Below are 22,902 nucleotides of genomic sequence, written 5' to 3'. Positions count from 1 at the left end.
ATATGAATGTAAATGAGGCGATACACTTATGACAATTAATAAAAAGGATGTTGTTCATTTATTAGAAACGATTGCTATTTATATGGAGTTAAAGGGCGAGAACCCTTTTAAAACGGCTGCCTTTCGTAAAGCAGCAACGGCGTTAGAGACAAGTGATTTAACGTTGGATGAAATAGAGGATTATACGAAGTTACCTGGTATTGGTAAGGGTACTTCTGCAGTTATCACAGAGTTTGTAGAAGAAGGCACAACTAGTGCACTTGATGAATTAAAGAAGGAAGTACCAGCAGGTTTGATTCCACTTTTGCAATTGCCGGGTTTAGGTGGTAAAAAAATTGCTAAATTGTATAAAGAGCTTGGGGTTAAGAATGCTGAAGATTTAAGGACAGCTTGTAATGATCATCAAGTACAAGCTTTAGCCGGATTTGGAAAGAAAACAGAAGAAAAAATTCTCGAAGCATTAGCTAATGTGGGTACTAGACCGGAACGCTTGCCTCTTGCTTTTATGCTACCGATTGCTGAGAAAATTGAAGGATTTCTATCTTCATTTATAGATATCGACCGTTTTTCTCGAGCAGGTAGTATTAGAAGAATGAGAGAAACGATTAAAGATTTGGACTTTATTATTTCAACAACGGTTCCTGCTTCAGTGAAAGAACAGCTTTTACAAATAGGTGAGATTAAAGAAGTGATTGCGGCAGGAGAAACAAAAGTTTCTGTAGTGCTTGCAGAAAAATATGATGTCTCTGTTGATTTTAGAATTGTAACTCCTGAAGAGTTTGCTTCTACACTTCACCATTTTACCGGTTCTAAAGACCATAATGTTCGTATGCGTCAATTGGCGAAGGAACGGGGAGAAAAAATCAGTGAGTATGGTGTAGAAGATATAGAAAAAGGAACGATTAAAACGTTCCAAACAGAAGAAGATTTTTATGCTCATTTTAAATTACCTTTGTTTCCTCCTGAAATTCGTGAAGATGGTAAGGAAGTTGAGACATATACTGCAAACACGCCACTTATAGAAAACGAAGATATCAAGGGCGATCTTCATATGCATACAACATGGAGTGATGGTGCTAATTCCATTGAAGAGATGATTGCTGCCTGTCGCACAAAGGGTTATCGTTATATGGCTATTACGGATCATTCGCAATATTTAAAAGTAGCGAATGGATTAACAAAAGAACGGTTATTAAAACAAAAAGAAATCATTCACGAAATCAATGAAAAATATGATGATTTTCAAGTTTTGTCGGGGATAGAAATGGATATTTTACCGGATGGTTCCCTAGATTATGAAGATGATGTGTTGAAAGAGATGGATATTGTTATTGCTTCTATTCATTCAGCTTTTTCACAATCAAAAGAGCAAATCATGCACCGATTAGAAAATGCGATGAGAAACCCACATGTTGATATTATTGCTCATCCGACAGGGCGGTTGATTGGGAGACGGGATGGTTATGCAGTCAACATTGAGAAATTAATTGCATTAGCAAAAGAAACCAATACGGTACTTGAATTAAATGCTAACCCGAATCGGTTAGACCTTGCAACAGAAGCATTAAAATTAGCACAAGAATCTAATGTGAAGATTGTCATTAATACGGATGCTCATAAAACAGAAACACTCGATCATATGGAAGTGGGTGTATCAGCAGCAAAAAAAGCATGGTTATTAAAAGATACGGTGCTTAATACATTTAAAGCCGATGATTTATTACAGTTTTTAAAGAATCGTAAGTAAAGAGAGCGGATAGATACGGAAAATGAAGGGGGATTACTTCATGCAAGATAGAATTTTGAAAATGCTCGAATTTCATAAAGTGAAAGAACAGCTTTTAACCTATGTGTCCTCAAGCCTTGGGAAGAAAAAAGCGGAAGATTTAGTACCGTCAACAGATTTTTCCGAAGTGATTAAGTTGCAAAACGAAACGGATGAAGCAGCTCAAGTGTTACGTATGAGAGGTAGTGTACCTTTAGGGGGGATTTTTGACATTACTCCTCACTTAAAACGAACAAAGATTGGTGCAATGTTGAGTCCCCATGAACTGATGCAAATAGCCAGTACGATTCATGTAAGTCGACAAATGAAGCGTTTCATTGAAGATTTTGCTGATGAAGAAGAAAATGAAATACCAATCTTGTTCAGCTATAGCGAAAAAATCATTGTTCTAGCTGAGCTAGAAACGGCGATTAGAAATAGCATTGACGAAAATGGAGATGTACTTGATAGTGCGAGTGAAAACTTACGCCAATTAAGGACACAATTAAGAACGAGAGAGAGTCGGGTACGAGATAAATTAGAATCAATGATTCGTTCGTCCAGCGCACAGAAAATGCTTTCTGATGCGATTATTACTATTCGTAATGATCGTTTCGTTATTCCTGTTAAACAAGAATATCGTGGTCATTATGGTGGTATTATTCATGATCAAAGTTCTTCTGGGCAGACATTATTTATAGAACCACAGTCTATTGTCCAACTAAATAATGAATTACAAAATATCAGGGTAAAAGAGCAGCAAGAAATTGAGAAGATCCTGATTCAGCTATCATTATTAACGAATGAGTATAATAATGAACTACAAACCATTGTTTATGTTTTAGGTGAAATGGATTTTATGTTCACAAAAGCAAGATATGGAAAGAGCATAAAGGCAAGTAAACCATCTGTAAACGACAAAGGTCATATTAGGCTTTTCAAAGCTCGTCATCCATTGATTCCAGCCAATGAAGTCGTAGCGAACGATATAACGATGGGAGAAGCCTATTCTTCCATCGTTATTACGGGACCGAATACAGGTGGTAAGACAGTCACATTAAAAACAGTTGGTCTTTCTACATTGATGGCACAGGCAGGACTACAAATTCCTGCTTTAGACGGGTCAGAAGTAGCGGTATTTGGCGCTGTTTATGCTGATATCGGTGATGAACAGTCAATTGAACAGAGTTTAAGTACTTTCTCGTCACATATGGTCAATATAGTTGATATTTTAGAAAAAGTGGACGGTAATAGTTTAGTCCTTTTTGATGAATTAGGTGCAGGAACAGACCCGCAAGAAGGGGCAGCTTTAGCCATTTCTATTTTAGATGAAGTGTATAACAGAGGAGCTAAAGTCATTGCAACAACCCATTATCCCGAGTTAAAAGCCTATGGTTACAATCGTGAGGGGGTTGTAAATGCCAGTGTTGAATTTAATGTAGAAACGTTGAGTCCTACTTATAAATTATTGATTGGCGTTCCTGGTCGCAGTAATGCTTTTGAAATTTCAGGACGACTTGGTTTAAATGAAAGTGTAATTACCAATGCCAAGGAATATATAAGTGCTGATAGTAACAAAGTAGAAAATATGATTGCCTCATTGGAAAGTAGTAAAAAGCAAGCGGAGGCAGAGCGTGAAGAAGCATATGCATTATTAAAAAACGCTGAGAAGCTTCATAAAGATTTGCAAAAACAAATGGTTTCCTACTATGAAGAAAAAGATGGGCTAGAACAAAAAGCAAAGGAAGAAGCCGCATCTATTGTAGAGAAAGCGAAAGAAGAAGCAGAAAGCATTATTAGCGAACTTAGACAAATGCGCATAGAAAAGCATGCAGAAGTTAAAGAGCATGAACTGATTGAAGCAAGAAAACGTCTATCTGACGCCGCACCTGAAATAGTGAAGAAGCAAAAGAAAAAAAGTGCAAATCAAACTCATCAATTCCAGCCTGGAGATGAAGTAAAGGTATTAAGTTTCGGTCAAAAAGGCCAGCTATTAGAAAAACTAGCTGAAAAGGAATGGAGTGTCCAAATCGGCATTTTAAAAATGAAGGTGGAAGAAAAAGATTTAGAGTTTATTAAAACAACTAAGCCGGTGGAAACAAAACCAATGGCAACTGTAAAAGGAAAAGATTATCATGTTAGTTTGGAGCTTGACCTCAGAGGCGAAAGATATGAAAACGCTCTTTTGAGAGTCGAGAAATATATTGATGATGCTCTTCTAGCAGGTTATCCGCGCGTGTCTATCATTCACGGAAAAGGCACGGGTGCTCTAAGGCAAGGTGTGCAAGAGTATTTACGAAATCACCGTTCGGTCAAATCTATTCGTTTTGGGGAAGCTGGTGAAGGTGGAACTGGTGTGACTGTGGTAGAATTTAAATAGCGATTATCTTACACATGGATGAAAAAACATGTAAGCATAAAAAGAATTCATTAAAAATTTTTGGGGAGAACATAAAATGAATCAGTTTTGGGAAAATGAATTTGTTCATACCGCTGCCTACTTTAGTGTGGTTATTCTATGTATGATTGTCTTTTTAGCAGTATTTGAGCTTGTAACGAAATATAAGAATTGGGAAGAGATTAAAAAAGGAAATGTTGCTGTGGCAATGGCTACAGGTGGTAAGATTTTTGGGATAGCAAATGTGTTTCGTCATTCGATTATGCATAATGATCATTTACTTGTCATGATTGGTTGGGGTGTGTTCGGTTTTATTTTATTGTTAGTCGCTTATTTTGTTTTTGAATTCATGAGTCCGAAAATAAAAGTAGATGATGAAATACAAAATAATAATATTGCTGTTGGACTGATATCTATGATATTATCTATCGGAATTTCTTATATTATTGGTGCGAGCATATCTTAGGGAGCGTAATTGAATGGAGAGATTAGCAAAAATATTACTTGTATTATGCGTATTATTTATCTTAGCGGGCGTCATCTTTATGATATAAAGGAATTGATTCATTAATTAGATTTAGACAATTATTCGTATGTGGAATACAACGAATGGTTGTCTAGTTTTTTTTAAGTCAAAGAGCGCCATACTTTATTTACTCATACAACTTTTCTCCTTCCCTCATGGTGGCTATGGTGTGTGCTATTTAGCATAAGATAAAGAGGCATCTTTAGGAAATAAGGCACAGATTTATATAATTTCATTTGTCTTGCTTACAAGTGTATATTATAATAAAAAGTGAACAATTATAAATGTTCTAAAAATATAATATTTGGGGAGGGTCGTAAATGTCTGAAGAAAAACCGTGGCTGAAGCTGTACCCTAATGAAATCCCATCAACACTTGCCTATCCAGAACAGCCTGTTCAGGAGTTTTTAGTTGCTGCCGCAAATGAGTTCCCTGAAAAAAAAGCCATTCACTTTATGGGGAAAGAATTTACGTATCGTTATGTCTATGAATCCGCTCTAAAAGTTGCAGGCTACCTGCAAAGTATCGGAATAACGAAAGGCGATCGAGTCGCTATCATGTTACCTAATACCCCGCAGTCAGTCATAAGTTATTATGGTGTTCTATTCGCAGGAGGAGTGGTGGTCCAAACAAATCCACTTTATATGGAAAGAGAACTTGAATTCCAAATGAAGGATTCAGGAGCGATTGCGATTATCACAATGGATATACTTTTTCCAAGAGTGACTAAAATACTACCTCAAACAGAATTGAAACATGTAATTGTAACCGCTATCAAGGACTTTTTACCATTTCCAAAAAATATTGTGTATCCATTTATTCAGAAAAAGCAATATGGCTTATCAGTCAATGTCAGACATGAAGGCAATTATCACTTATTAACAGAAATATTAAAAGGTGAAGCAAGACCAGTTCAAACATATGATATAGAATTCAATGAAGATTTAGCACTATTACAATATACAGGTGGGACGACTGGATTTCCGAAAGGAGTTATGCTTACCCACAAAAATTTAGTATCCAATGCTGCAATGTGTAAAGCATGGTTATATCAAACGAAAAAGGGCGAAGAGGTTATTCTAGGGATATTGCCATTTTTCCATGTATATGGTATGACAACTGTTATGATCTTAACAATTATGGAAGCTAACAAAATGGTTTTACTACCAAAGTTTGATGTTGAAACAACCTTGAAGACCATTCAGAAGCAAAAGCCAACACTTTTCCCAGGTGCTCCGACCATTTATATTGGATTATTGAATCACCCTAAAATTAAAGAATTTGACCTTTCTTCCATCGATTCCTGTATCAGTGGATCAGCGGCACTACCTGTTGAGGTCCAACAAAAATTTGAAGAAATCACTGGCGGTAAATTAGTAGAAGGATATGGGCTAACAGAGTCTTCACCTGTGACACATGCTAATTTCCTTTGGGATGAACCGAGAGTAAAGGGAAGTATTGGGATTCCTTGGCCAGACACTGATGCAAAAATTATGTCTACTGAAAATGGCGAATTTTTACCTGTTGGTGAAATTGGAGAGATTTGTGTAAAAGGTCCACAAGTCATGAAAGGCTATTGGAACCGTCCAGATGATACGGAACAAACATTAAAAGACGGCTGGTTATTAACAGGGGATTTAGGGTATATGGATGAAAATGGCTATTTTTATGTGGTTGACCGCAAGAAAGATATGATTATCGCCGGTGGATTTAATATTTATCCAAGAGAGATAGAAGAAGTGTTATATGAGCATGAAGCAGTCCAGGAAGTAGTAGCAGCTGGCGTGCCCCACCCTTACCGAGGAGAAACAGTTAAAGCTTATATTGTTAAAAAAGAGGGTGTCCATATTACAGAAGATGAATTAAATGAGTTTGCTAGAAAACACTTAGCTGCTTATAAGGTACCGAGAATTTATGAATTTCGTGAGGAACTACCTAAAACAGCAGTAGGAAAAATACTGAGAAGAGCTTTAATTGAGGAAGATAAAAAGAAATTTGCTGAAGAGCAAAATGAGGCGATCAAATAATCGGGCCAAGTGGCTCATTCTTTTTGAAACCTAGAGCTTGTCCACCTTAAAAACATAATAATTATGCAAAGTTTCTTGACAGAACAATCATTAGATAATAATATAATTTTATGAATGACTATTCATTCATTTTTATCATTCGGAATGGTTGTTCTGTTGATTAGGTGGAAACGAGTATCTCCATTCCGGTATACTCTTTGATAGGAGCAAGAGTAATATAGGGGGAGAATGATTTTGAAGAAGAACAAACCAAAATACAGACAGATTATTGATGCGGCAGTGATAGTCATTGCTGAGAATGGCTACCATCAATCACAAGTTTCAAAGATTGCCAAACAGGCAGGCGTGGCTGATGGGACGATTTATTTATATTTTAAGAACAAAGAAGATATCTTAATTTCCCTCTTTGAAAACAAAATGGGTCACTTTGTTGAAATGATTGAGGAGAAAATAGCAGGAAAAGTAAGAGCAGCAGAGAAGTTATTAATGATGGTCGAAACCCACTTTCATATTTTATCTCAAGACAAACATTTAGCTATCGTGACACAATTAGAACTAAGGCAATCGAATATCGATTTACGGCAAAAAATTAATGCCATCTTAAAAGGTTATTTAGGCTTAATCGATTCAATCTTACTCGAAGGAAAAAAAACGGGTGAGTTTGCTAGTAATCTCGATGTCCGATTAGCTAGACAGATGATCTTTGGTACAATGGATGAAACTGCAACAACATGGGTGATGAATGATCAAAAATATGATTTAACTGCGTTAGCGCCCGAAGTTCATCGTCTTTTAATCAGTGGGTGCAAAAGCCAATAATTAAAAATAATAATGGAGGTAAGAAAAAGTGGAATACTTAAATTGGAAGATTGATAATGAAGTTGCAACAATTACCATTAATCGCCCTCCTGCCAATGCACTATCATCTGGGTTGATTGAGGAGTTAGGTGAAGTACTGGATCAGATTGAGCCAAACCAAGATATTAGGGTGATCCTCATTCATGGAGAAGGCCGCTTCTTCTCTGCTGGAGCAGATATTAAGGAATTTACTTCTATCGAAAGTGGTGAAGGTTTCTCACATCTAGCAGAAAATGGACAAGGGCTCTTTGAGAGAATAGAAACCTTCAAGAAACCTATTATTGCAGCCATTCATGGTGCAGCTTTAGGTGGAGGTTTGGAACTTGCAATGAGTTGTCATATTCGCTTAGTTGCTGAGAATACAAAAATGGGACTACCAGAATTGCAGCTTGGATTAATTCCTGGGTTTGCTGGTACACAACGATTACCTCGTTTTGTTGGAACGGCAAAAGCAGCTGAAATGATTTTAACGAGTGATCCAATTACGGGGTTAGAAGCTGTACAACTCGGTTTAGCCAATCATGCTTACCCTGAAGAAAAGCTGTTAGAAAATGCCTATTCAATGGCACAAAAAATCGCCAAAAAGAGCCCAGTATCTGTCGGTGCAACATTAGAATTACTGAATTATAGTAAATCCAACCGTTATTATGATGGGGTGAAAAAGGAAGCAGAACTTTTTGGTCAAGTTTTCGTAAGTGAGGATGCAAAGGAAGGTATTTCTGCTTTTGTTGAAAAGCGAAATCCAGTTTTCTCAGGAAAATAATTTTTTAAATATAAACGTTTTCATTACCAATTTTGTTTATAATCTATTATAATAGATTTAATAATTTAAATTGTTAAATAATAATCGATTTGAAAAGCATTTCTGGGAATAGGTTATTGTAAGACTGAGCATACGCTCAGTCAACAATTTAGTTTTATTTGTCAAAATCTTATGAAGCAATGGAATGTTTGTAAAATTAGGAGGCGAAACCATGAACATCTATGTACTAATGAAAAGAACATTTGATACAGAAGAAAAGATCACGATTTCAGGCGGTAAAATTAATGAAGATGGAGCAGAATTCATCATCAACCCTTACGATGAATACGCAATTGAGGAAGCAATCCAAGTTCGTGATGAACATGGTGGTGAAGTAACGGTTGTTTCTGTAGGGACAGAAGAAGCCGAGAAACAACTTCGTACAGCATTAGCGATGGGTGCTGATAAAGCAGTACTAATTAATACAGAAGATGACGTTGAAGAAGGAGATCAGTTTACGACCTCAAAAATTTTAGCTGAATTCCTTAAAGATAAAGAGGTTGATTTGATTATTGGTGGGAATGTAGCAATCGATGGTGGATCAGGTCAAGTTGGCCCACGCGTAGCGGAGTTATTAGCTATTCCTTATATCACAACCATCACTAAGTTAGATATTGAAGGTACAACAGCTACAGTTGTTCGTGATGTAGAAGGTGATTCTGAAGTAATTGAGACTTCTCTACCATTACTTGTCACTGCACAACAAGGTTTAAATGAACCGCGCTACCCTTCTCTACCAGGGATTATGAAAGCAAAGAAAAAACCTTTAGACGAAATTGAATTAGACGATCTTGATTTAGACGAAGATGATGTAGAAGCGAAAACAAAGACAATTGAAATTTCCCTACCACCGAAAAAAGAAGCTGGAAAAGTGCTTGAAGGTGAATTAGAGGATCAAGTAAAAGAATTAGTCAGTCTACTTCATAACGAAGCAAAAGTTGTCTAATAGTGTGCATAAAAGAATAAAAACGTTGGGGGTATAATAATGGCTAGAAAAGTTTTAGTATTAGGTGAAGTAAGAGAAGGTTCATTGCGAAATGTTTCTTTTGAAGCAGTTGCTGCAGCAAAAACATCTGCTGAAGGTGGAGAAGTTGTAGGTGTATTATTTGGTGATTCTGTAAGCGCTTTAGGAGCTGAATTCATTCAGTATGGAGCTGACCGAGTGGTAACAGTTGAGGATGAACTGTTAAAACAATATACATCTGACGGTTATTCTCAAGCCTTACTTGCCGTTATTGATCAAGAAGATCCTGAAGGAATTATTTTCGGACATACTGCTCAAGGTAAAGATCTTGCACCGAAGATTGCGGCAAAGTTAGAATCCGGTCTTATCTCTGATGTAACAGATCTAGAAGTTGAGGGTGGTAACTTAGTCTTTACTCGTCCGATTTACTCTGGAAAAGCATTTGAAAAGAAAATTGTAACAGATGGACTTCTTTTCGCTACTATTCGTCCTAATAACATTGCACCACTTGAAAAAGAAGAAAGTAGAAATGGAGATGTTTCATCTTTATCTGTAGAAATTAAAAACTTGCGTCAAGTCATCAAGGAAGTTGTACGAAAAGCAACAGAAGGTGTAGACCTTTCTGAAGCGAAAGTCATTGTTGCTGGTGGACGCGGTGTGAAAAGTGAAGAAGGTTTCGAGCCGTTAAAAGAATTGGCAGATGTCCTTGGTGGTGCTGTTGGAGCTTCACGTGGCGCATGCGATGCAGACTACTGTGATTACTCACTTCAAATCGGCCAAACAGGTAAAGTAGTTACACCTGACCTTTATATCGCTTGCGGTATATCTGGTGCGATTCAACATTTAGCTGGGATGTCCAATTCAAAGATTATTGTTGCCATCAACAAAGATCCAGAAGCGAATATTTTTAAAGTAGCGGATTATGGTATTGTGGGCGACTTATTCGAAGTCCTTCCATTACTAACAAAAGAGTTTAAAGAATTACTTGTAAATGCATAATTTTCGTTTACATCTGATATGAGCGGGTAGAATTTTACTACTCGCTTCTTTACTATGTTGGCAAAAAGATAAATGTTGAATAATATAGACATTGAATCCTTTTTAAAGGTTCAGTATGATACAATAAAAAAATGGGTAATCTATACGAGCAAAATAATAGCATCCATTATTAATCGATGATATACTTTCGATAAGATTTTTTAGTTATTTATTAGGAGGATATAAATATTATGGCTATCACACATGCAACAGATCAAAACTTTACTGCTGAAACTGGTTCAGGTCTTGTACTTGCAGACTTCTGGGCACCATGGTGCGGACCTTGTAAAATGATTGGACCAGTTCTTGAGGAAATTGATGGAGAAATGGGAGATAAAGTAAAAATCGTTAAACTTGATGTTGACGATAACCAAGAAACTGCTGGTAAATTTGGAGTTATGAGCATCCCGACTCTCATCGTGTTTAAAGATGGTGCAGAAGTAGATAAAGTGGTTGGTTTCCAACCGAAAGAAGCATTAGTTGAATTGCTTCAAAAACATGGTGCATAAGAAGTACCATAAAACAAACCCCGGCTTCTACTTTTAGAAGATCGGGGTTTTTTTTACAGTACAAGTATGGCAAAATCAGTAAGAAGGGTATGGTTTCCTCCTGCAATGATATTCTTTTTAGGTATGGATGTGACAGCTAACTATGAATGATAATATAAAAAATAAATTACCTTTATTACCAGCTCAACCAGGTTGTTATTTAATGAAAGATCGCCAAGGGACAATTATTTATGTCGGTAAGGCGAAAGTGCTTCGTAATCGGGTTAAGTCCTATTTTACCGGTTCACATGATGGAAAGACATTAAGGCTTGTAAATGAAATTGACGATTTTGAATATATCGTGACCTCTTCCGATATGGAAGCGTTATTATTAGAGTTAAATTTAATTAAAAAGCATGATCCCAAATATAATGTCATGCTAAAGGATGATAAAAGTTATCCTTTTATTAAATTAACAAATGAAAGACATCCGAGATTAATTACCACGAGAAAAGTAAAAAAAGACAAAGGGAAATATTTTGGGCCATATCCAAATGTGCAGGCGGCCAATGAAACAAAAAGATTATTAGATCGCCTTTATCCTTTAAGAAAATGTAACACCTTACCAGATAGAGTTTGTCTCTACTACCATATCGGACAATGTCTAGCTCCTTGTGTAAATGAAGTAAAATCTGACACATACAAACAAATGACAGATGAGATTACTCGTTTCTTAAATGGTGGTTATAAAGAAATCAAAAAAGAACTTTCAACGAAAATGGAAGAAGCGTCCGCAGCGCTAGAGTTTGAGAAAGCAAAGGATTTCAGAGATAAAATTATCCATATAGAAACGACGATGGAAAAACAAAAGATTACAATGACGGATTTTACTGACCGAGATGTGTTTGCTTATGCGGTTGATAAGGGTTGGATGTGTGTACAAGTATTTTTTATTAGGCAAGGGAAACTTATTGAAAGAGATGTATCTATGTTTCCAATCTATAATGAGCCTGAAGAAGAGATGCTCACCTATCTCGGCCGTTTTTATGAACAAGCTAATCATTTTAAACCAAAGGAAATTTACTTGCCAGACTCTGTTGATTTGACGATGGCTGAGCAGCTTTTGGATGTAAAAATATTTATTCCTCAAAGAGGGAGAAAAAAAGAACTAGTGAAACTTGCCTATAAAAATGCAAAGATTGCTTTAAAAGAAAAATTCTCGCTTATTGAACGTGATGAGAAAAGAACGGTGAATGCAATAGAAAGCTTAGGTGAGGAGCTAGGAATTTACACACCCTATCGCATTGAAGCTTTTGATAACTCCAATATCCAGGGTACCGATGCTGTCTCAGCAATGATTGTCTTTATCGATGGTAAGCCTGCAAAAAGGGAGTATCGGAAATATAAGATTAAGTCAGTTAAAGGACCAGATGATTATGAATCTATGAGGGAAGTGACGAGACGGAGATATAGCCGGGTTTTAAAAGAAGGGCTACCCCTACCTGATTTAATTATCATTGATGGTGGAAAAGGACATGTTGAAGTCGTTCGAGATGTGCTTGAGAATGAACTCGGTTTAGATATTCCACTAGCAGGATTAGTCAAAGATGATAAGCATAAAACATCTCAACTTCTTTATGGAAATCCATTAATGATCATTCCCCTCGCTCGAAATAGCCAGGAATTTTATTTATTACAACGTATTCAAGATGAAGTGCATCGATTTGCGATTACATTTCATAGACAAGTTCGTGGAAAGAGTGCATTTCAGTCACTTCTTGATGAAATTGATGGTATTGGGGAAAAAAGAAAAAAGCAGTTATTAAAAGATTTTGGTTCTGTAAAAAAAATGAAATCAGCTAGTGTAGAAGACCTTAGGGAATCTGGCTTACCATTAAAAGTTGCACAAGAACTTTATGAAAAGTTACATGAATAGACATTGTCTGAAAAAAACAAATATGGTATAGTGTTTTTAACTTTATATCAAATCACTTTTTAACTTGAAAGTGAAGGTAGAGGTGCGAGTTTCATTAGTAAAAGTTCCTTAGAAGATTGAGCTTCGTTTGAAGGACTTTGAAAGGGAATATTCGCCGAAGTGAAGAAAGACTCAATATTTTCTTCGCTGGTTCTGCATTGAATAAATGCAGGATTGTCAAGACTATCTGTCTTGGAGGGCTATCTCACTGTGTGTACGTAGATTGTTCATACGTTTGACTACACAGCAATGGGATGGGTTTCATCTCATTGCTTTTTTTTATGCCGAATATGGGTAGAAATGTGTTGGTTGTACATACAGGCGGCAGGGAATAAAAACGAATGACTTGAAAGTAGGGGAGAAAAGTGGGCTTAATTGTACAAAAATTTGGTGGAACCTCCGTAGGCTCGGTTGATCATATTCAAAATGTAGCCAACCGTGTCATTGAAGAAAAAAATAATGGTAATGATATCGTTGTTGTTGTGTCGGCTATGGGCAAAACGACTGATCAATTAGTTGGTATGGCAAAAGAATTATCACCCGCTCCGAGTAAGAGAGAAATGGATATGTTGTTATCTACAGGTGAGCAAGTTACGATCTCTTTATTAACAATTGCACTAAATTCAAAAGGTTATGAGGCAACTTCCTATACGGGCTGGCAAGCAGGGATTAAAACGGAATCAGTACATGGTGACGCAAGAATCACTGATATTGACACAAAACCTGTTTCACAAGAGTTAAAGAAAGGGAGAATTGTTATCGTAGCGGGTTTTCAAGGTTTAAGTGAGACTGGCCAAATAACGACATTAGGTCGGGGTGGCTCTGATACAACAGCCGTAGCTCTTGCAGCAGTATTAAAAGCGGACAAATGTGATATATACACCGATGTAACAGGTGTATTCACAACTGATCCACGCTATATAAAAAATGCAAGAAAGCTTCCATCTATCTCATACGATGAAATGCTTGAATTAGCTAATCTTGGTGCAGGCGTTCTACATCCAAGAGCAGTTGAGTTTGCAAAAAATTACAATGTAAAGCTTGAAGTACGTTCTAGTATGGAACGAGAAGAAGGTACAATTATAGAGGAGGTTGCGGAAATGGAAGAGAACTTAGTTGTTAGAGGGGTTGCTTTTGAAGATGATATTACAAGGGTATCTGTACTAGGGATTAAAGACCCTTTAATAAGCCTTTCATCCATCTTTTCAATCTTGGCGAAAGAACATATAAATGTTGATATTATTATACAAAGTATTACAGATGATAAATCATCAGGCTTATCTTTTTCAATTAAAAACCAAGATCTTACAGAGACTGTAAAAATACTAGAAAAAAATCGAGAAGCATTAAGTTATGATCAGATTGAATGGGAATCACAATTGGCGAAAATCTCGATTGTCGGTTCAGGAATGATTTCAAATCCTGGAGTAGCAGCTGAGATGTTTAATGTATTAGCTGCTAATAACATCGTTGTAAAAATGGTCAGTACATCTGAAATAAAAGTCTCGGCTGTAATCGACCAAGCGCATATGTTAAATGCCGCTCAAGCTTTACACCAAACGTTTAATTTAGCTGGGGATTTAATAAAAAATTAAATGAACTACAGTAGTATAAGACAGGAAAATCCAAACATCATTCGACGCCTTAATAGAATGATGTTTGGATCCTTTTTTACTGTTGAGTATATTTTATTAAGTGTGGATATTGTCCTTTTTATCCCATTTGACTGTGAAGAGGACCTTTCCACCCTTTTTACGTGGGTGCTCGAATGTTTCGCAAATCACTTCTTTTTTCTGTTCGATTTGTTGAGCAATAAAACCAGCTTCTAATTGGAATGTTGCGTGAGTATTTTCTTTACAGCGCTTTTGAATGACTTCGCTTGTCAACTCGTATTCGATTTCTTTTTTGTTTTCGAGGTTTTTCGTTAATTTTCCCCAACCAGCCTCGACAAAGAAGCTGAATAAGTCTTCTTCTGTTTGAAGAGGATATTTACGTGCTAGTCTCTTGCCTGCCCAGTATAAGATATCTGGTGCGTCTTTACCTAGTAAATCATGTAAAAGTTCTTCTCTAATTAATTCATAGCCAAAGGATGAAATCATTTCTTTGTTTGGTTCAATTGATTCTGCCATGTTTTCGGTTTGTTCTATTTGGGCTTCTTGAGATGGCATATTATGCTAAATCTCCCCTCTTTCATAAAGTCTAATATATACAATTTACTTGGAAAAAACGAATACGTACAGTGAAAAGGGAAAAATTTTTAGTTTGTAAAACTGGTGTAAATTATGGGAATAATCTTAACACTAATAATAATCTAATGTAAATGCATTTTTATGCGTAAAATATGAATATTATTGCGTGATTTAAGCTATTTTAATATACCGCCAAATAGGGTTGAAAAAACTATATCATTGGTTTTTTGAGTGAAACTAGAATAGAAAAAATTTTCGTAATATCGACAAAATCTGTATCCGTTTTCTTGACGCTAATGGGCGATGGGAGTAAAATGGACATGTCATATAAATGTTTTGAAAATGATTTGCATTTTCTTAGTGATGCGAAGGATTTGTTATGTACATATTCAGCGTGTCATGCTACAAATTCAAGGGGGTAAACTTATGGCGGGTAATCGAGAGTTTTTAAATCGCAGATTGCATTCATTACTTGGAGTTATACCTGTTGGGGTCTTTCTGATCCAACACTTAGTAGTGAACCATTTTGCAACTAGGGGAGAAGAGGCATTTAATAGCGCATCACATTTCATGGAAAGTCTTCCTTTTAGATATTTCCTAGAAATATTTATTATTTTCTTACCTTTGTTATATCATGCAATTTACGGTCTTTACATTGCGTTTACAGCAAAAAATAACACTTCAAGATTCGGATTTTTCCGAAACTGGATGTTCTTAGTTCAACGTGTAACCGGTGTAATTACATTGATTTTCATCGTTTGGCATGTTTGGGAGACTCGTATTGCAGCAATGTTCGGTGCCGAAGTAAATTATGATATGATGGCTGATATTTTGTCTAGCCCATTCATGTTAGCATTTTACATCGTTGGTGTATTATCTGCAATTTTCCACTTTGCAAATGGTTTATGGTCCTTCATGGTAAGCTGGGGAATTACAGTATCTCCTAGATCACAATTGATTTCAACTTATGTAACTTTAGTCATTTTTATCGCATTATCAATTGTAGGTATTCGTGCTATTTTTGCTTTCGTGTAATGAATACATACATTTTTCTATAATTTGTTCGGTTTTTTTTAGAGGTATTAGTATTAAGGGAGTGAGTCAGATATGGGTAAAGGAAAGGTTATTGTTGTCGGTGGCGGATTAGCCGGATTGATGGCAACTGTTAAAATTGCTGAAGCTGGCGGACAAGTAGAATTATTTTCTTTAGTGCCGGTTAAACGTTCTCACTCTGTTTGTGCCCAAGGTGGTATTAACGGAGCAGTAAATACAAAAGGTGAAGGGGATTCTCCTTGGATTCACTTTGATGATACAATTTATGGTGGTGACTTCTTAGCTAACCAACCTCCAGTTAAGGCAATGGCAGAAGCAGCACCTGGAATTATTCACTTATTCGACCGTATGGGTGTTATGTTCAACCGTACACCTGAAGGGTTATTAGATTTTAGACGCTTTGGCGGAACACAGCATCACCGTACTGCTTTTGCTGGTGCGACAACAGGTCAACAATTGCTTTATGCATTGGATGAGCAAGTGCGTCGTCACGAAGTAGCAGGGTTAGTAACAAAATATGAGGGTTGGGAGTTCTTGGGAACTGTCATTGATGATGACGGAGTTTGTCGGGGGGTAGTAGCGCAAAACCTACAAACAATGGAAATCCAATCATTCGCAGCAGATGCTGTCATTATGGCTTCTGGTGGACCGGGAATTATTTTTGGTAAATCAACTAACTCTATTATTAATACAGGCTCTGCTGCATCAATCGTTTATCAACAAGGCGCGTATTATGCAAATGGTGAGTTCATTCAAATCCATCCAACTGCTATACCAGGAGATGACAAACTACGTCTAATGAGTGAATCTGCACGTGGTGAAGGTGGTCGTGTTTGGACATATAAAGACGGGAAACCTTGGTATTTCTTAGAGGAAAAATATCCGGCATACGGTAACTTAGTTCCTCGTGATATTGCTACACGAGAAATCTTTGATGTTTGTGTAAACCAAAAACTAGGTATCAATGGTGAAAACATGGTTTACCTTGATCTTTCACATAAAGACCCGAAAGAATTAGATATTAAATTGGGTGGTATTATTGAAATTTACGAGAAATTCCAAGGTGATGACCCTCGTAAAGTACCAATGAAAATCTTCCCAGCTGTTCACTATTCAATGGGTGGTTTATGGGTAGATTATGATCAAATGACAAATATCCCTGGATTGTTTGCTGCAGGTGAGTGTGATTATTCACAACATGGTGGTAACCGTCTTGGAGCTAACTCATTGCTTTCTGCCATTTATGGTGGTATGGTTGCTGGACCAAAAGCGCTTGAATATATTGAAGGATTAGAGAAATCAAGTGAAGATTTATCTTCTTCATTATTCGAAGGTGCAGTTCAACAAGAACAAGAGAAATGGAATAAAATCATGTCTCTTGATGGAACAGAAAATGCATATATCCTTCACAAAGAACTTGGTGAATGGATGACTGATAATGTAACAGTTGTTCGTCATAACGATCGTTTATTAAAAACAGATGCTAAAATTGTTGAATTGTTAGAGAGATATGAAAATATCAACATTAACGATACAGCAAAATGGAGTAACCAAGGGGCGGTGTTTACTCGTCAATTACAAAATATGCTTCAATTAGCTCGTGTTATTACAATTGGTGCATATAACCGTAACGAAAGCCGCGGTGCCCATTATAAACCAGAATTCCCTGATCGAAATGATGATGAATTCTTAAAAACAACTATGGCTAAATTCGTTGATGGCAAATCAGCGCCACAATTCCATTACGATGAAGTGGATATCAGCTTGATTAAGCCACGTAAACGTGACTATACAACGAAACATTAAGAGAAAACTCGATGAAAGGGGAGTAATTAATCGTGTCAGAAGCAGCAGTAAAGTCTAAAACCGTATTATTTCAAATTACAAGACAAGATGGTCCTGATTCAGATTCTTATGTAGAAGAATTTGAACTTGATTATCGTCCAAATATGAATGTGATCTCTGCTCTAATGGAAATTCGAAGAAACCCGGTAAATACAAAAGGGGAGCATACAACACCAATTACTTGGGACATGAACTGTTTGGAAGAAGTTTGTGGAGCTTGTTCTATGGTCATTAATGGCAAACCGCGTCAATCTTGTACAGCTCTGATCGACCAATTAGAACAACCAATTCGTTTAGCACCAATGAAAACATTCCCGGTAGTACGTGATTTACAAGTTGATCGTAGTCGCATGTTTGATTCATTGAAAAAAGTAAAAGCATGGATTCCGATTGATGGAACATATGATTTAGGTCCAGGGCCTCGTATGCCAGAGAAAAAACGCCAATGGGCTTATGAATTATCAAAATGTATGACTTGTGGTGTATGTTTAGAAGCGTGTCCAAATGTAAACAGCAAATCTGATTTTATCGGACCGGCACCACTTTCTCAAGTGCGTTTATTCAACTCTCATCCAACGGGTGAAATGAATAAGGCAGATCGTTTAGAGGAAATTATGGGTGACGGTGGTCTTGCTAACTGTGGTAACTCACAAAACTGTGTGCAATCTTGCCCTAAAGGTATTCCTTTAACAACATCAATTGCCGCGCTTAACCGTGATACAACATTACAATCTTTCAAAAACTTCTTTGGAAGTGACCGTGTGTAATAGATTTTATAGAACACTGAGGCTTATAGCCTCAGTGTTTTTTTTATCCAGTAAAAGGGTAAGAGTGTGATCTTCGTTTGAAGGAGCAATATTTTAATAGTTATTAAGCAATTCGTACTGAAAATTCATAATAATAAAACAAAATACCTATTAATTGATGAATGAAGAAAGTACTTTCAGCTTATTTTTGGCAAAAAATGTAGAATTTTTGTTATAAATAAACACGAATCATAGAAAAACTGGTATATTTCAGTTGTTGAAAGATTAATAATAATTTGAAGGAGGAACAGAATGAAATTAGCTAGTAATCGATGGTTGGCCTTATTGATGATTTTTATGTTAATATTTTCTAGCTTCAGCCCTCTAGCGGGACAAGCAGCACAAGAAGATGTATTGACGGTGAATGAAGCGATTGAAAATAACGAAGGAAATGCAACAGTAGAAGGTTACATAGTAGGTCATACAGTTTCTACGAATAATTACAATTTTAATCCACCTTTTAGTAATGACTATAATATTGCGATAGCTGATGATGCGAATGAACAAGATTCGTCAAAAATTTTACCTGTGCAAGTGTCTAGCAGCTTTCGTGCGACATTTGGCTTACAGACTAACCCTGATATTATAGGTGAAAAAGTACAAATAACAGGCAATCTTGAAGCATATTTTACCGTACCTGGCTTGAAAAATCCAACTGCATTTACATTTGCTGATGGAAACCCTGATGATGGGGAAGAGGAAGAGCCATCTGATGGTGTTGAAGGTCTGCGCATTGGTGATATACAAGGAGCGGGGCATGAGTCTCCTTATGTAAATCAGAACGTAACAGCTGTACAAGGTATTGTAACAAAAGTAGTAGATAACAGTAATTTTTATATGCAAGATGATACACCCGATGATAATCCCCTTACATCAGAAGGGATTCTCGTCTACAAGCCTACGCATCAAGTAAAAGTTGGAGATAAGGTTACAGTGGATGGGCTTGTGAAAGAATGGGTTCTAGACGGATATAGTGAAAAGTTAGAAACAGATTTAGCCATGACTGAAATCAATGCCCAAAATGGGAGGGTAAGCATTGAATCATCAGGAAATGACCTGCCAGAAGCAATTGTTTTAGGCAAAGATCTTCCTATACCTCATGATATTATTGATAATGATGAAATGCAATCTTTTGATCCTGAGGAAGATGGTATCGATTTTTATGAGAGTCTAGAGGGTATGCGCGTCGCAGTGGAGAATCCTCAAGTTGTTGCACCTCAAAAATATGGTGAAATACCTGTCATTGCGAATCAAGAAGAGGATAAACTCTATACGGATCAAGGTGGGGTTTTATTAACGGAAGATAATGCAAATCCAGAAAGACTGCATCTTTTATTAGAAGAGGATAATTATGTAGCTAAAACGGGTGATCGTTTTGATGGTACAGTCACCGGTGTAATTAGTTATGGTTATAGCAACTTTAAAGTATTAGTGGATATGGATTCTTTACCAGATCTTATTGAATCGGAAAAAGAAGAAGTAACGACAGAACTTGGCAAGGATGAAGGAAAATTAACAGTTGCCTCTTATAATATTGAAAATTATTATGAAGGTACAAGCCAAGAAAAGACAAATAGAATAGCGCATTCAATGGTTAATGAGTTAAATTCACCGGATATTATTGGTCTTGTAGAGGTACAAGATGATAATGGGCCGACTGATGATGGTATAACAACTGCAAAAGCTAGTTATGAGAAATTAATTGCAGCCATTGCCGCAAATGGTGGTCCGACGTATGACTGGGCAGATATTGCACCAGAAGACAAGCAAGATGGTGGTCAGCCGGGTGGGAATATCCGAGTAGGATATCTCTATAATCCAGAAAGAGTTACTTTAAAAGAGGCACCCAAAGGCGGGGCTAACGACGCAGTTACGTATGAAGACGGTCAATTAACATTGAACCCAGGTCGCATCGATCCGACGAATGAAATTTTCCAAGATACAAGAAAATCGCTAGCAGCACAGTTTGAATTTAATGGAGAAGATGTGATTGTCGTTGCTAATCACTTTAATTCTAAGTCAGGTGATGAACCACTATTTGGGAAGAATCAACCTCCGGAATTAGTGAGTGAAGAACAAAGAATACAGTTAGCAGAAGCTGTAAATGGGTTTGTGAAAGATATAGAGTCTAAAAACCCAGATGCGAATGTTGTTGTATTAGGGGATATGAATGATTTTCAATTCACTCCCACATTAGAAACATTAAAAGGTGAAGAGTTAACGAATATGGTTGATACTTTACCGGAAAACGAACAGTATACGTATAATTACCAAGGAAATATGCAAGTACTTGATCATATTTTAGTATCGAATCATTTAGCAGAAGCTGCCAAAGTAGATATTTTAAATATCAATTCTCTATACATGGAGGAGCATGGTAGAGCTAGTGATCATGATCCGTTATTAGTTGAGTTAGACATCGCGGTAGAAGAGGAAAATGAGGGGCCATTCTCAATGAGTATCCTTCATACAAATGATACCCATGCTCATTTAGAAAATGTTCCAAGATTGTTTACTGCAGTGAATCAACTAAGAGATGAAAAAGAAAATACACTATTAGTTGATGCTGGGGATGTATTCTCAGGTACATTATTTTTCAATATGTACCTAGGACAAGCGGACTTACAATTTATGAATCGTTTAGGTTATGATGCTATGACATTTGGAAATCATGAGTTTGACAAAGATTCGCAAGTGTTGGCTGACTTTGTATCCAATGCGGATTTTCCATTTGTTAGTGCAAATGTGAATGTTGAGAATGATGAGATTTTAAGCCAATTAAAAGTAAATGAGTTTGGATATCCTGGAGAAAACGGTAAGATCTATCCTGCCATTATTAAAGAAGTAGATGGCGAAAAAGTAGCATTATTTGGCTTAACAACAGAGGACACTTCATTTTTGGCGAACCCAGATGAAGCCATTGTTTTTGAAGATGCAGTTGAAATGGCTAGCAATACAGTAGCAGCGCTTGAAGAAGAAGGAATTAATAAAATTATTGCACTTTCACATTTAGGTTATACGCCAGATCAGGAATTAGCTGAAGCTGTTCAAGGTATCGATGTGATTGTTGGAGGACATTCTCATACGACATTAGAAGAGCCAGTTGTAAAAAATGAAGATGGAGAACCAACTTTAATCGTTCAAGCCAATGAATATCATAAATATTTAGGCTCTTTAGACATTGTTTTCGATGATGAAGGCGTACTGTCAGAGTGGAATGGTGAATTACTTGATCTCGTTAGTCAAGATGAGAACGGTGAATATGTTTATGAAGAAGATGAATGGGCGCGTAATAAACTTGATGAGTTAAGTGAACCGCTGGAGGAATTAAAACAAGAAGTAGTCGGGTACAGTGAAGTTGCCTTGAATGGTGAACGTACTGATGTTCGTACGAAAGAGACCAATTTAGGAAACTTGATTGCAGATGGTATGCTCTCTAAAGCTAATGAATCTGTGCCCACACAAATTGCGATGCAGAATGGTGGCGGTATTCGTGCATCCATTGCTCAAGGTGAAATTACGCTTGGCGATGTTCTTACTGTGTTGCCTTTCGGTAATATGTTAGTCACCCTTGATTTAACAGGAGAAGAAATAAAACAAGCTTTAGAACATAGTGTAGCAAATATTGAAGAAGGTGCTGGCCAGTTTATGCAAGTGGCAGGTCTTCGCTTTAAATTTGACCAAGCACAGCCAGTGGGTGAACGTGTCCATGGCGTTGACGTGAAAGTAGACGGTGAATATATAGCAATCAATGAAGACGAAACCTATACGGTTGCGACCAACGCTTTCACGGCCGATGGTGGAGATGGATATGATATGTTCAAAAAAGCCAAGGATGAGGGCAGAATTACTGAACTATTTGAAGTGGATTATGATGTGTTTTCCACCTATTTGGAAAACAATAATCCGGTAGCTCCGGAAGTTGAAGGAAGAATTATTGCAGAAGTCAAATCAACAGATCCGGAAGAGCCAAGTGAACCTGAAAACCCTGAAGAGCCGAGCGCTTGTATTCCTGGCCCTGATACTAGCTGGTCTGAGTGTAAACAAGAAATCATTGATCACTTGAAGGATAAGGTAAGAGAATTCACAAGATGGATTTGGGAAATGATTAAAAAATGGTTTGGATTTTAGGATAAAGTAAGCCCTAGCACACACTTCGTAAAAAAGT

The 22,902-nt window shown here is 36.9% G+C and carries 16 protein-coding genes and 1 riboswitch; of the genes, 15 read left to right on the top strand and 1 reads right to left on the bottom strand.

Going from position 1 to position 22,902, the window contains the following annotated elements; all coding sequences use genetic code 11:
- Positions 1-28 precede the first annotated feature (28 nt).
- From polX to MKX78_RS17355, 11 genes are all read left to right on the top strand, one after another.
- The gene (gene polX, locus MKX78_RS17405; RefSeq protein WP_341051719.1) at positions 29-1,747 is read left to right on the top strand and encodes a DNA polymerase/3'-5' exonuclease PolX; all 1,719 of its coding nucleotides are present in this window, start codon (positions 29-31) and stop codon (positions 1,745-1,747) included.
- 40 nt (positions 1,748-1,787) lie between these two features.
- A complete protein-coding gene (locus tag MKX78_RS17400; RefSeq protein ID WP_307312691.1) occupies positions 1,788-4,145 on the top strand; it encodes an endonuclease MutS2 in 2,358 nt (785 codons plus the stop codon).
- A 76-nt stretch (positions 4,146-4,221) separates the two neighbouring features.
- Entirely contained in the window at positions 4,222-4,629 is a 408-nt protein-coding gene (locus MKX78_RS17395; protein ID WP_095372340.1) for a DUF350 domain-containing protein, read from the top strand.
- Positions 4,630-5,009: 380 nt separating this feature from the next.
- Positions 5,010-6,716 carry an AMP-binding protein gene (locus MKX78_RS17390; RefSeq protein ID WP_322909656.1) on the top strand — a complete coding sequence of 569 codons (1,707 nt, stop codon included), beginning with the start codon at positions 5,010-5,012 and terminating at the stop codon, positions 6,714-6,716.
- 234 nt (positions 6,717-6,950) lie between these two features.
- A complete protein-coding gene (locus tag MKX78_RS17385; protein ID WP_095372342.1) occupies positions 6,951-7,535 on the top strand; it encodes a TetR/AcrR family transcriptional regulator in 585 nt (194 codons plus the stop codon).
- Positions 7,536-7,563: 28 nt separating this feature from the next.
- On the top strand, positions 7,564-8,337 hold the full coding sequence (locus MKX78_RS17380) for an enoyl-CoA hydratase (RefSeq protein WP_095372343.1): 774 nt from the start codon (positions 7,564-7,566) through the stop codon (positions 8,335-8,337).
- A gap of 211 nt (positions 8,338-8,548) precedes the next feature.
- Positions 8,549-9,322, top strand: a complete 774-nt coding sequence (locus MKX78_RS17375; RefSeq protein ID WP_095372344.1) for an electron transfer flavoprotein subunit beta/FixA family protein — start codon at positions 8,549-8,551, stop codon at positions 9,320-9,322.
- 39 nt (positions 9,323-9,361) lie between these two features.
- Positions 9,362-10,339 (top strand): electron transfer flavoprotein subunit alpha/FixB family protein, encoded by a 978-nt coding sequence (locus tag MKX78_RS17370; RefSeq protein WP_341051715.1) that lies wholly within the window; start codon positions 9,362-9,364, stop codon positions 10,337-10,339.
- Positions 10,340-10,569: 230 nt separating this feature from the next.
- Positions 10,570-10,887, top strand: coding sequence for a thioredoxin (trxA, locus tag MKX78_RS17365; protein WP_095372346.1), 318 nt, complete (start codon positions 10,570-10,572; stop codon positions 10,885-10,887).
- Between the two features lie 142 nt (positions 10,888-11,029).
- Positions 11,030-12,802: an excinuclease ABC subunit UvrC gene (gene uvrC / locus MKX78_RS17360; RefSeq protein WP_341051713.1), complete on the top strand. Its 1,773-nt coding sequence runs from the start codon at positions 11,030-11,032 to the stop codon at positions 12,800-12,802.
- Positions 12,803-12,871: 69 nt separating this feature from the next.
- Positions 12,872-13,052: riboswitch (Lysine riboswitch) on the top strand.
- Positions 13,053-13,206: 154 nt separating this feature from the next.
- Positions 13,207-14,436: an aspartate kinase gene (locus MKX78_RS17355; RefSeq protein WP_307312694.1), complete on the top strand. Its 1,230-nt coding sequence runs from the start codon at positions 13,207-13,209 to the stop codon at positions 14,434-14,436.
- Between the two features lie 96 nt (positions 14,437-14,532).
- Here MKX78_RS17355 and MKX78_RS17350 read toward each other — a convergent pair whose 3' ends face one another.
- Positions 14,533-15,009, bottom strand: coding sequence for a YslB family protein (locus MKX78_RS17350; protein ID WP_233435215.1), 477 nt, complete (start codon positions 15,007-15,009; stop codon positions 14,533-14,535).
- Positions 15,010-15,456: 447 nt separating this feature from the next.
- Between MKX78_RS17350 and MKX78_RS17345 the strand changes: the two genes are divergently transcribed.
- The 4 genes from MKX78_RS17345 to MKX78_RS17330 all read left to right on the top strand — a co-directional run bounded on the left by MKX78_RS17345 (position 15,457) and on the right by MKX78_RS17330 (position 22,865).
- A complete protein-coding gene (locus tag MKX78_RS17345; RefSeq protein ID WP_095372349.1) occupies positions 15,457-16,065 on the top strand; it encodes a succinate dehydrogenase cytochrome b558 subunit in 609 nt (202 codons plus the stop codon).
- 72 nt (positions 16,066-16,137) lie between these two features.
- A complete protein-coding gene (sdhA, locus tag MKX78_RS17340; protein ID WP_341051710.1) occupies positions 16,138-17,889 on the top strand; it encodes a succinate dehydrogenase flavoprotein subunit in 1,752 nt (583 codons plus the stop codon).
- Positions 17,890-17,921: 32 nt separating this feature from the next.
- Positions 17,922-18,695, top strand: a complete 774-nt coding sequence (sdhB, locus tag MKX78_RS17335; RefSeq protein WP_095372351.1) for a succinate dehydrogenase iron-sulfur subunit — start codon at positions 17,922-17,924, stop codon at positions 18,693-18,695.
- Between the two features lie 291 nt (positions 18,696-18,986).
- The gene (locus tag MKX78_RS17330; protein ID WP_341051708.1) at positions 18,987-22,865 is read left to right on the top strand and encodes a 5'-nucleotidase C-terminal domain-containing protein; all 3,879 of its coding nucleotides are present in this window, start codon (positions 18,987-18,989) and stop codon (positions 22,863-22,865) included.
- Positions 22,866-22,902: the final 37 nt, after the last annotated feature.

Origin of the sequence: Cytobacillus sp. FSL R5-0569 (assembly GCF_038007265.1) — a bacterium.
Taxonomy (GTDB): domain Bacteria; phylum Bacillota; class Bacilli; order Bacillales; family Cytobacillaceae; genus Cytobacillus; species Cytobacillus kochii.
This window is presented reverse-complemented; position numbering and strand designations above follow the sequence as displayed.

Coding starts and splice junctions, on each gene's coding strand:
- polX (WP_341051719.1), top strand. CDS start 29: ATGACAATTAATAAAAAGGATGTTGTTCATTTATTAGAAACGATTGCT.
- MKX78_RS17400 (WP_307312691.1), top strand. CDS start 1,788: ATGCAAGATAGAATTTTGAAAATGCTCGAATTTCATAAAGTGAAAGAA.
- MKX78_RS17395 (WP_095372340.1), top strand. CDS start 4,222: ATGAATCAGTTTTGGGAAAATGAATTTGTTCATACCGCTGCCTACTTT.
- MKX78_RS17390 (WP_322909656.1), top strand. CDS start 5,010: ATGTCTGAAGAAAAACCGTGGCTGAAGCTGTACCCTAATGAAATCCCA.
- MKX78_RS17375 (WP_095372344.1), top strand. CDS start 8,549: ATGAACATCTATGTACTAATGAAAAGAACATTTGATACAGAAGAAAAG.
- MKX78_RS17370 (WP_341051715.1), top strand. CDS start 9,362: ATGGCTAGAAAAGTTTTAGTATTAGGTGAAGTAAGAGAAGGTTCATTG.
- trxA (WP_095372346.1), top strand. CDS start 10,570: ATGGCTATCACACATGCAACAGATCAAAACTTTACTGCTGAAACTGGT.
- uvrC (WP_341051713.1), top strand. CDS start 11,030: ATGAATGATAATATAAAAAATAAATTACCTTTATTACCAGCTCAACCA.
- MKX78_RS17350 (WP_233435215.1), bottom strand. CDS start 15,009: ATGCCATCTCAAGAAGCCCAAATAGAACAAACCGAAAACATGGCAGAA.
- MKX78_RS17345 (WP_095372349.1), top strand. CDS start 15,457: ATGGCGGGTAATCGAGAGTTTTTAAATCGCAGATTGCATTCATTACTT.
- sdhA (WP_341051710.1), top strand. CDS start 16,138: ATGGGTAAAGGAAAGGTTATTGTTGTCGGTGGCGGATTAGCCGGATTG.
- MKX78_RS17330 (WP_341051708.1), top strand. CDS start 18,987: ATGAAATTAGCTAGTAATCGATGGTTGGCCTTATTGATGATTTTTATG.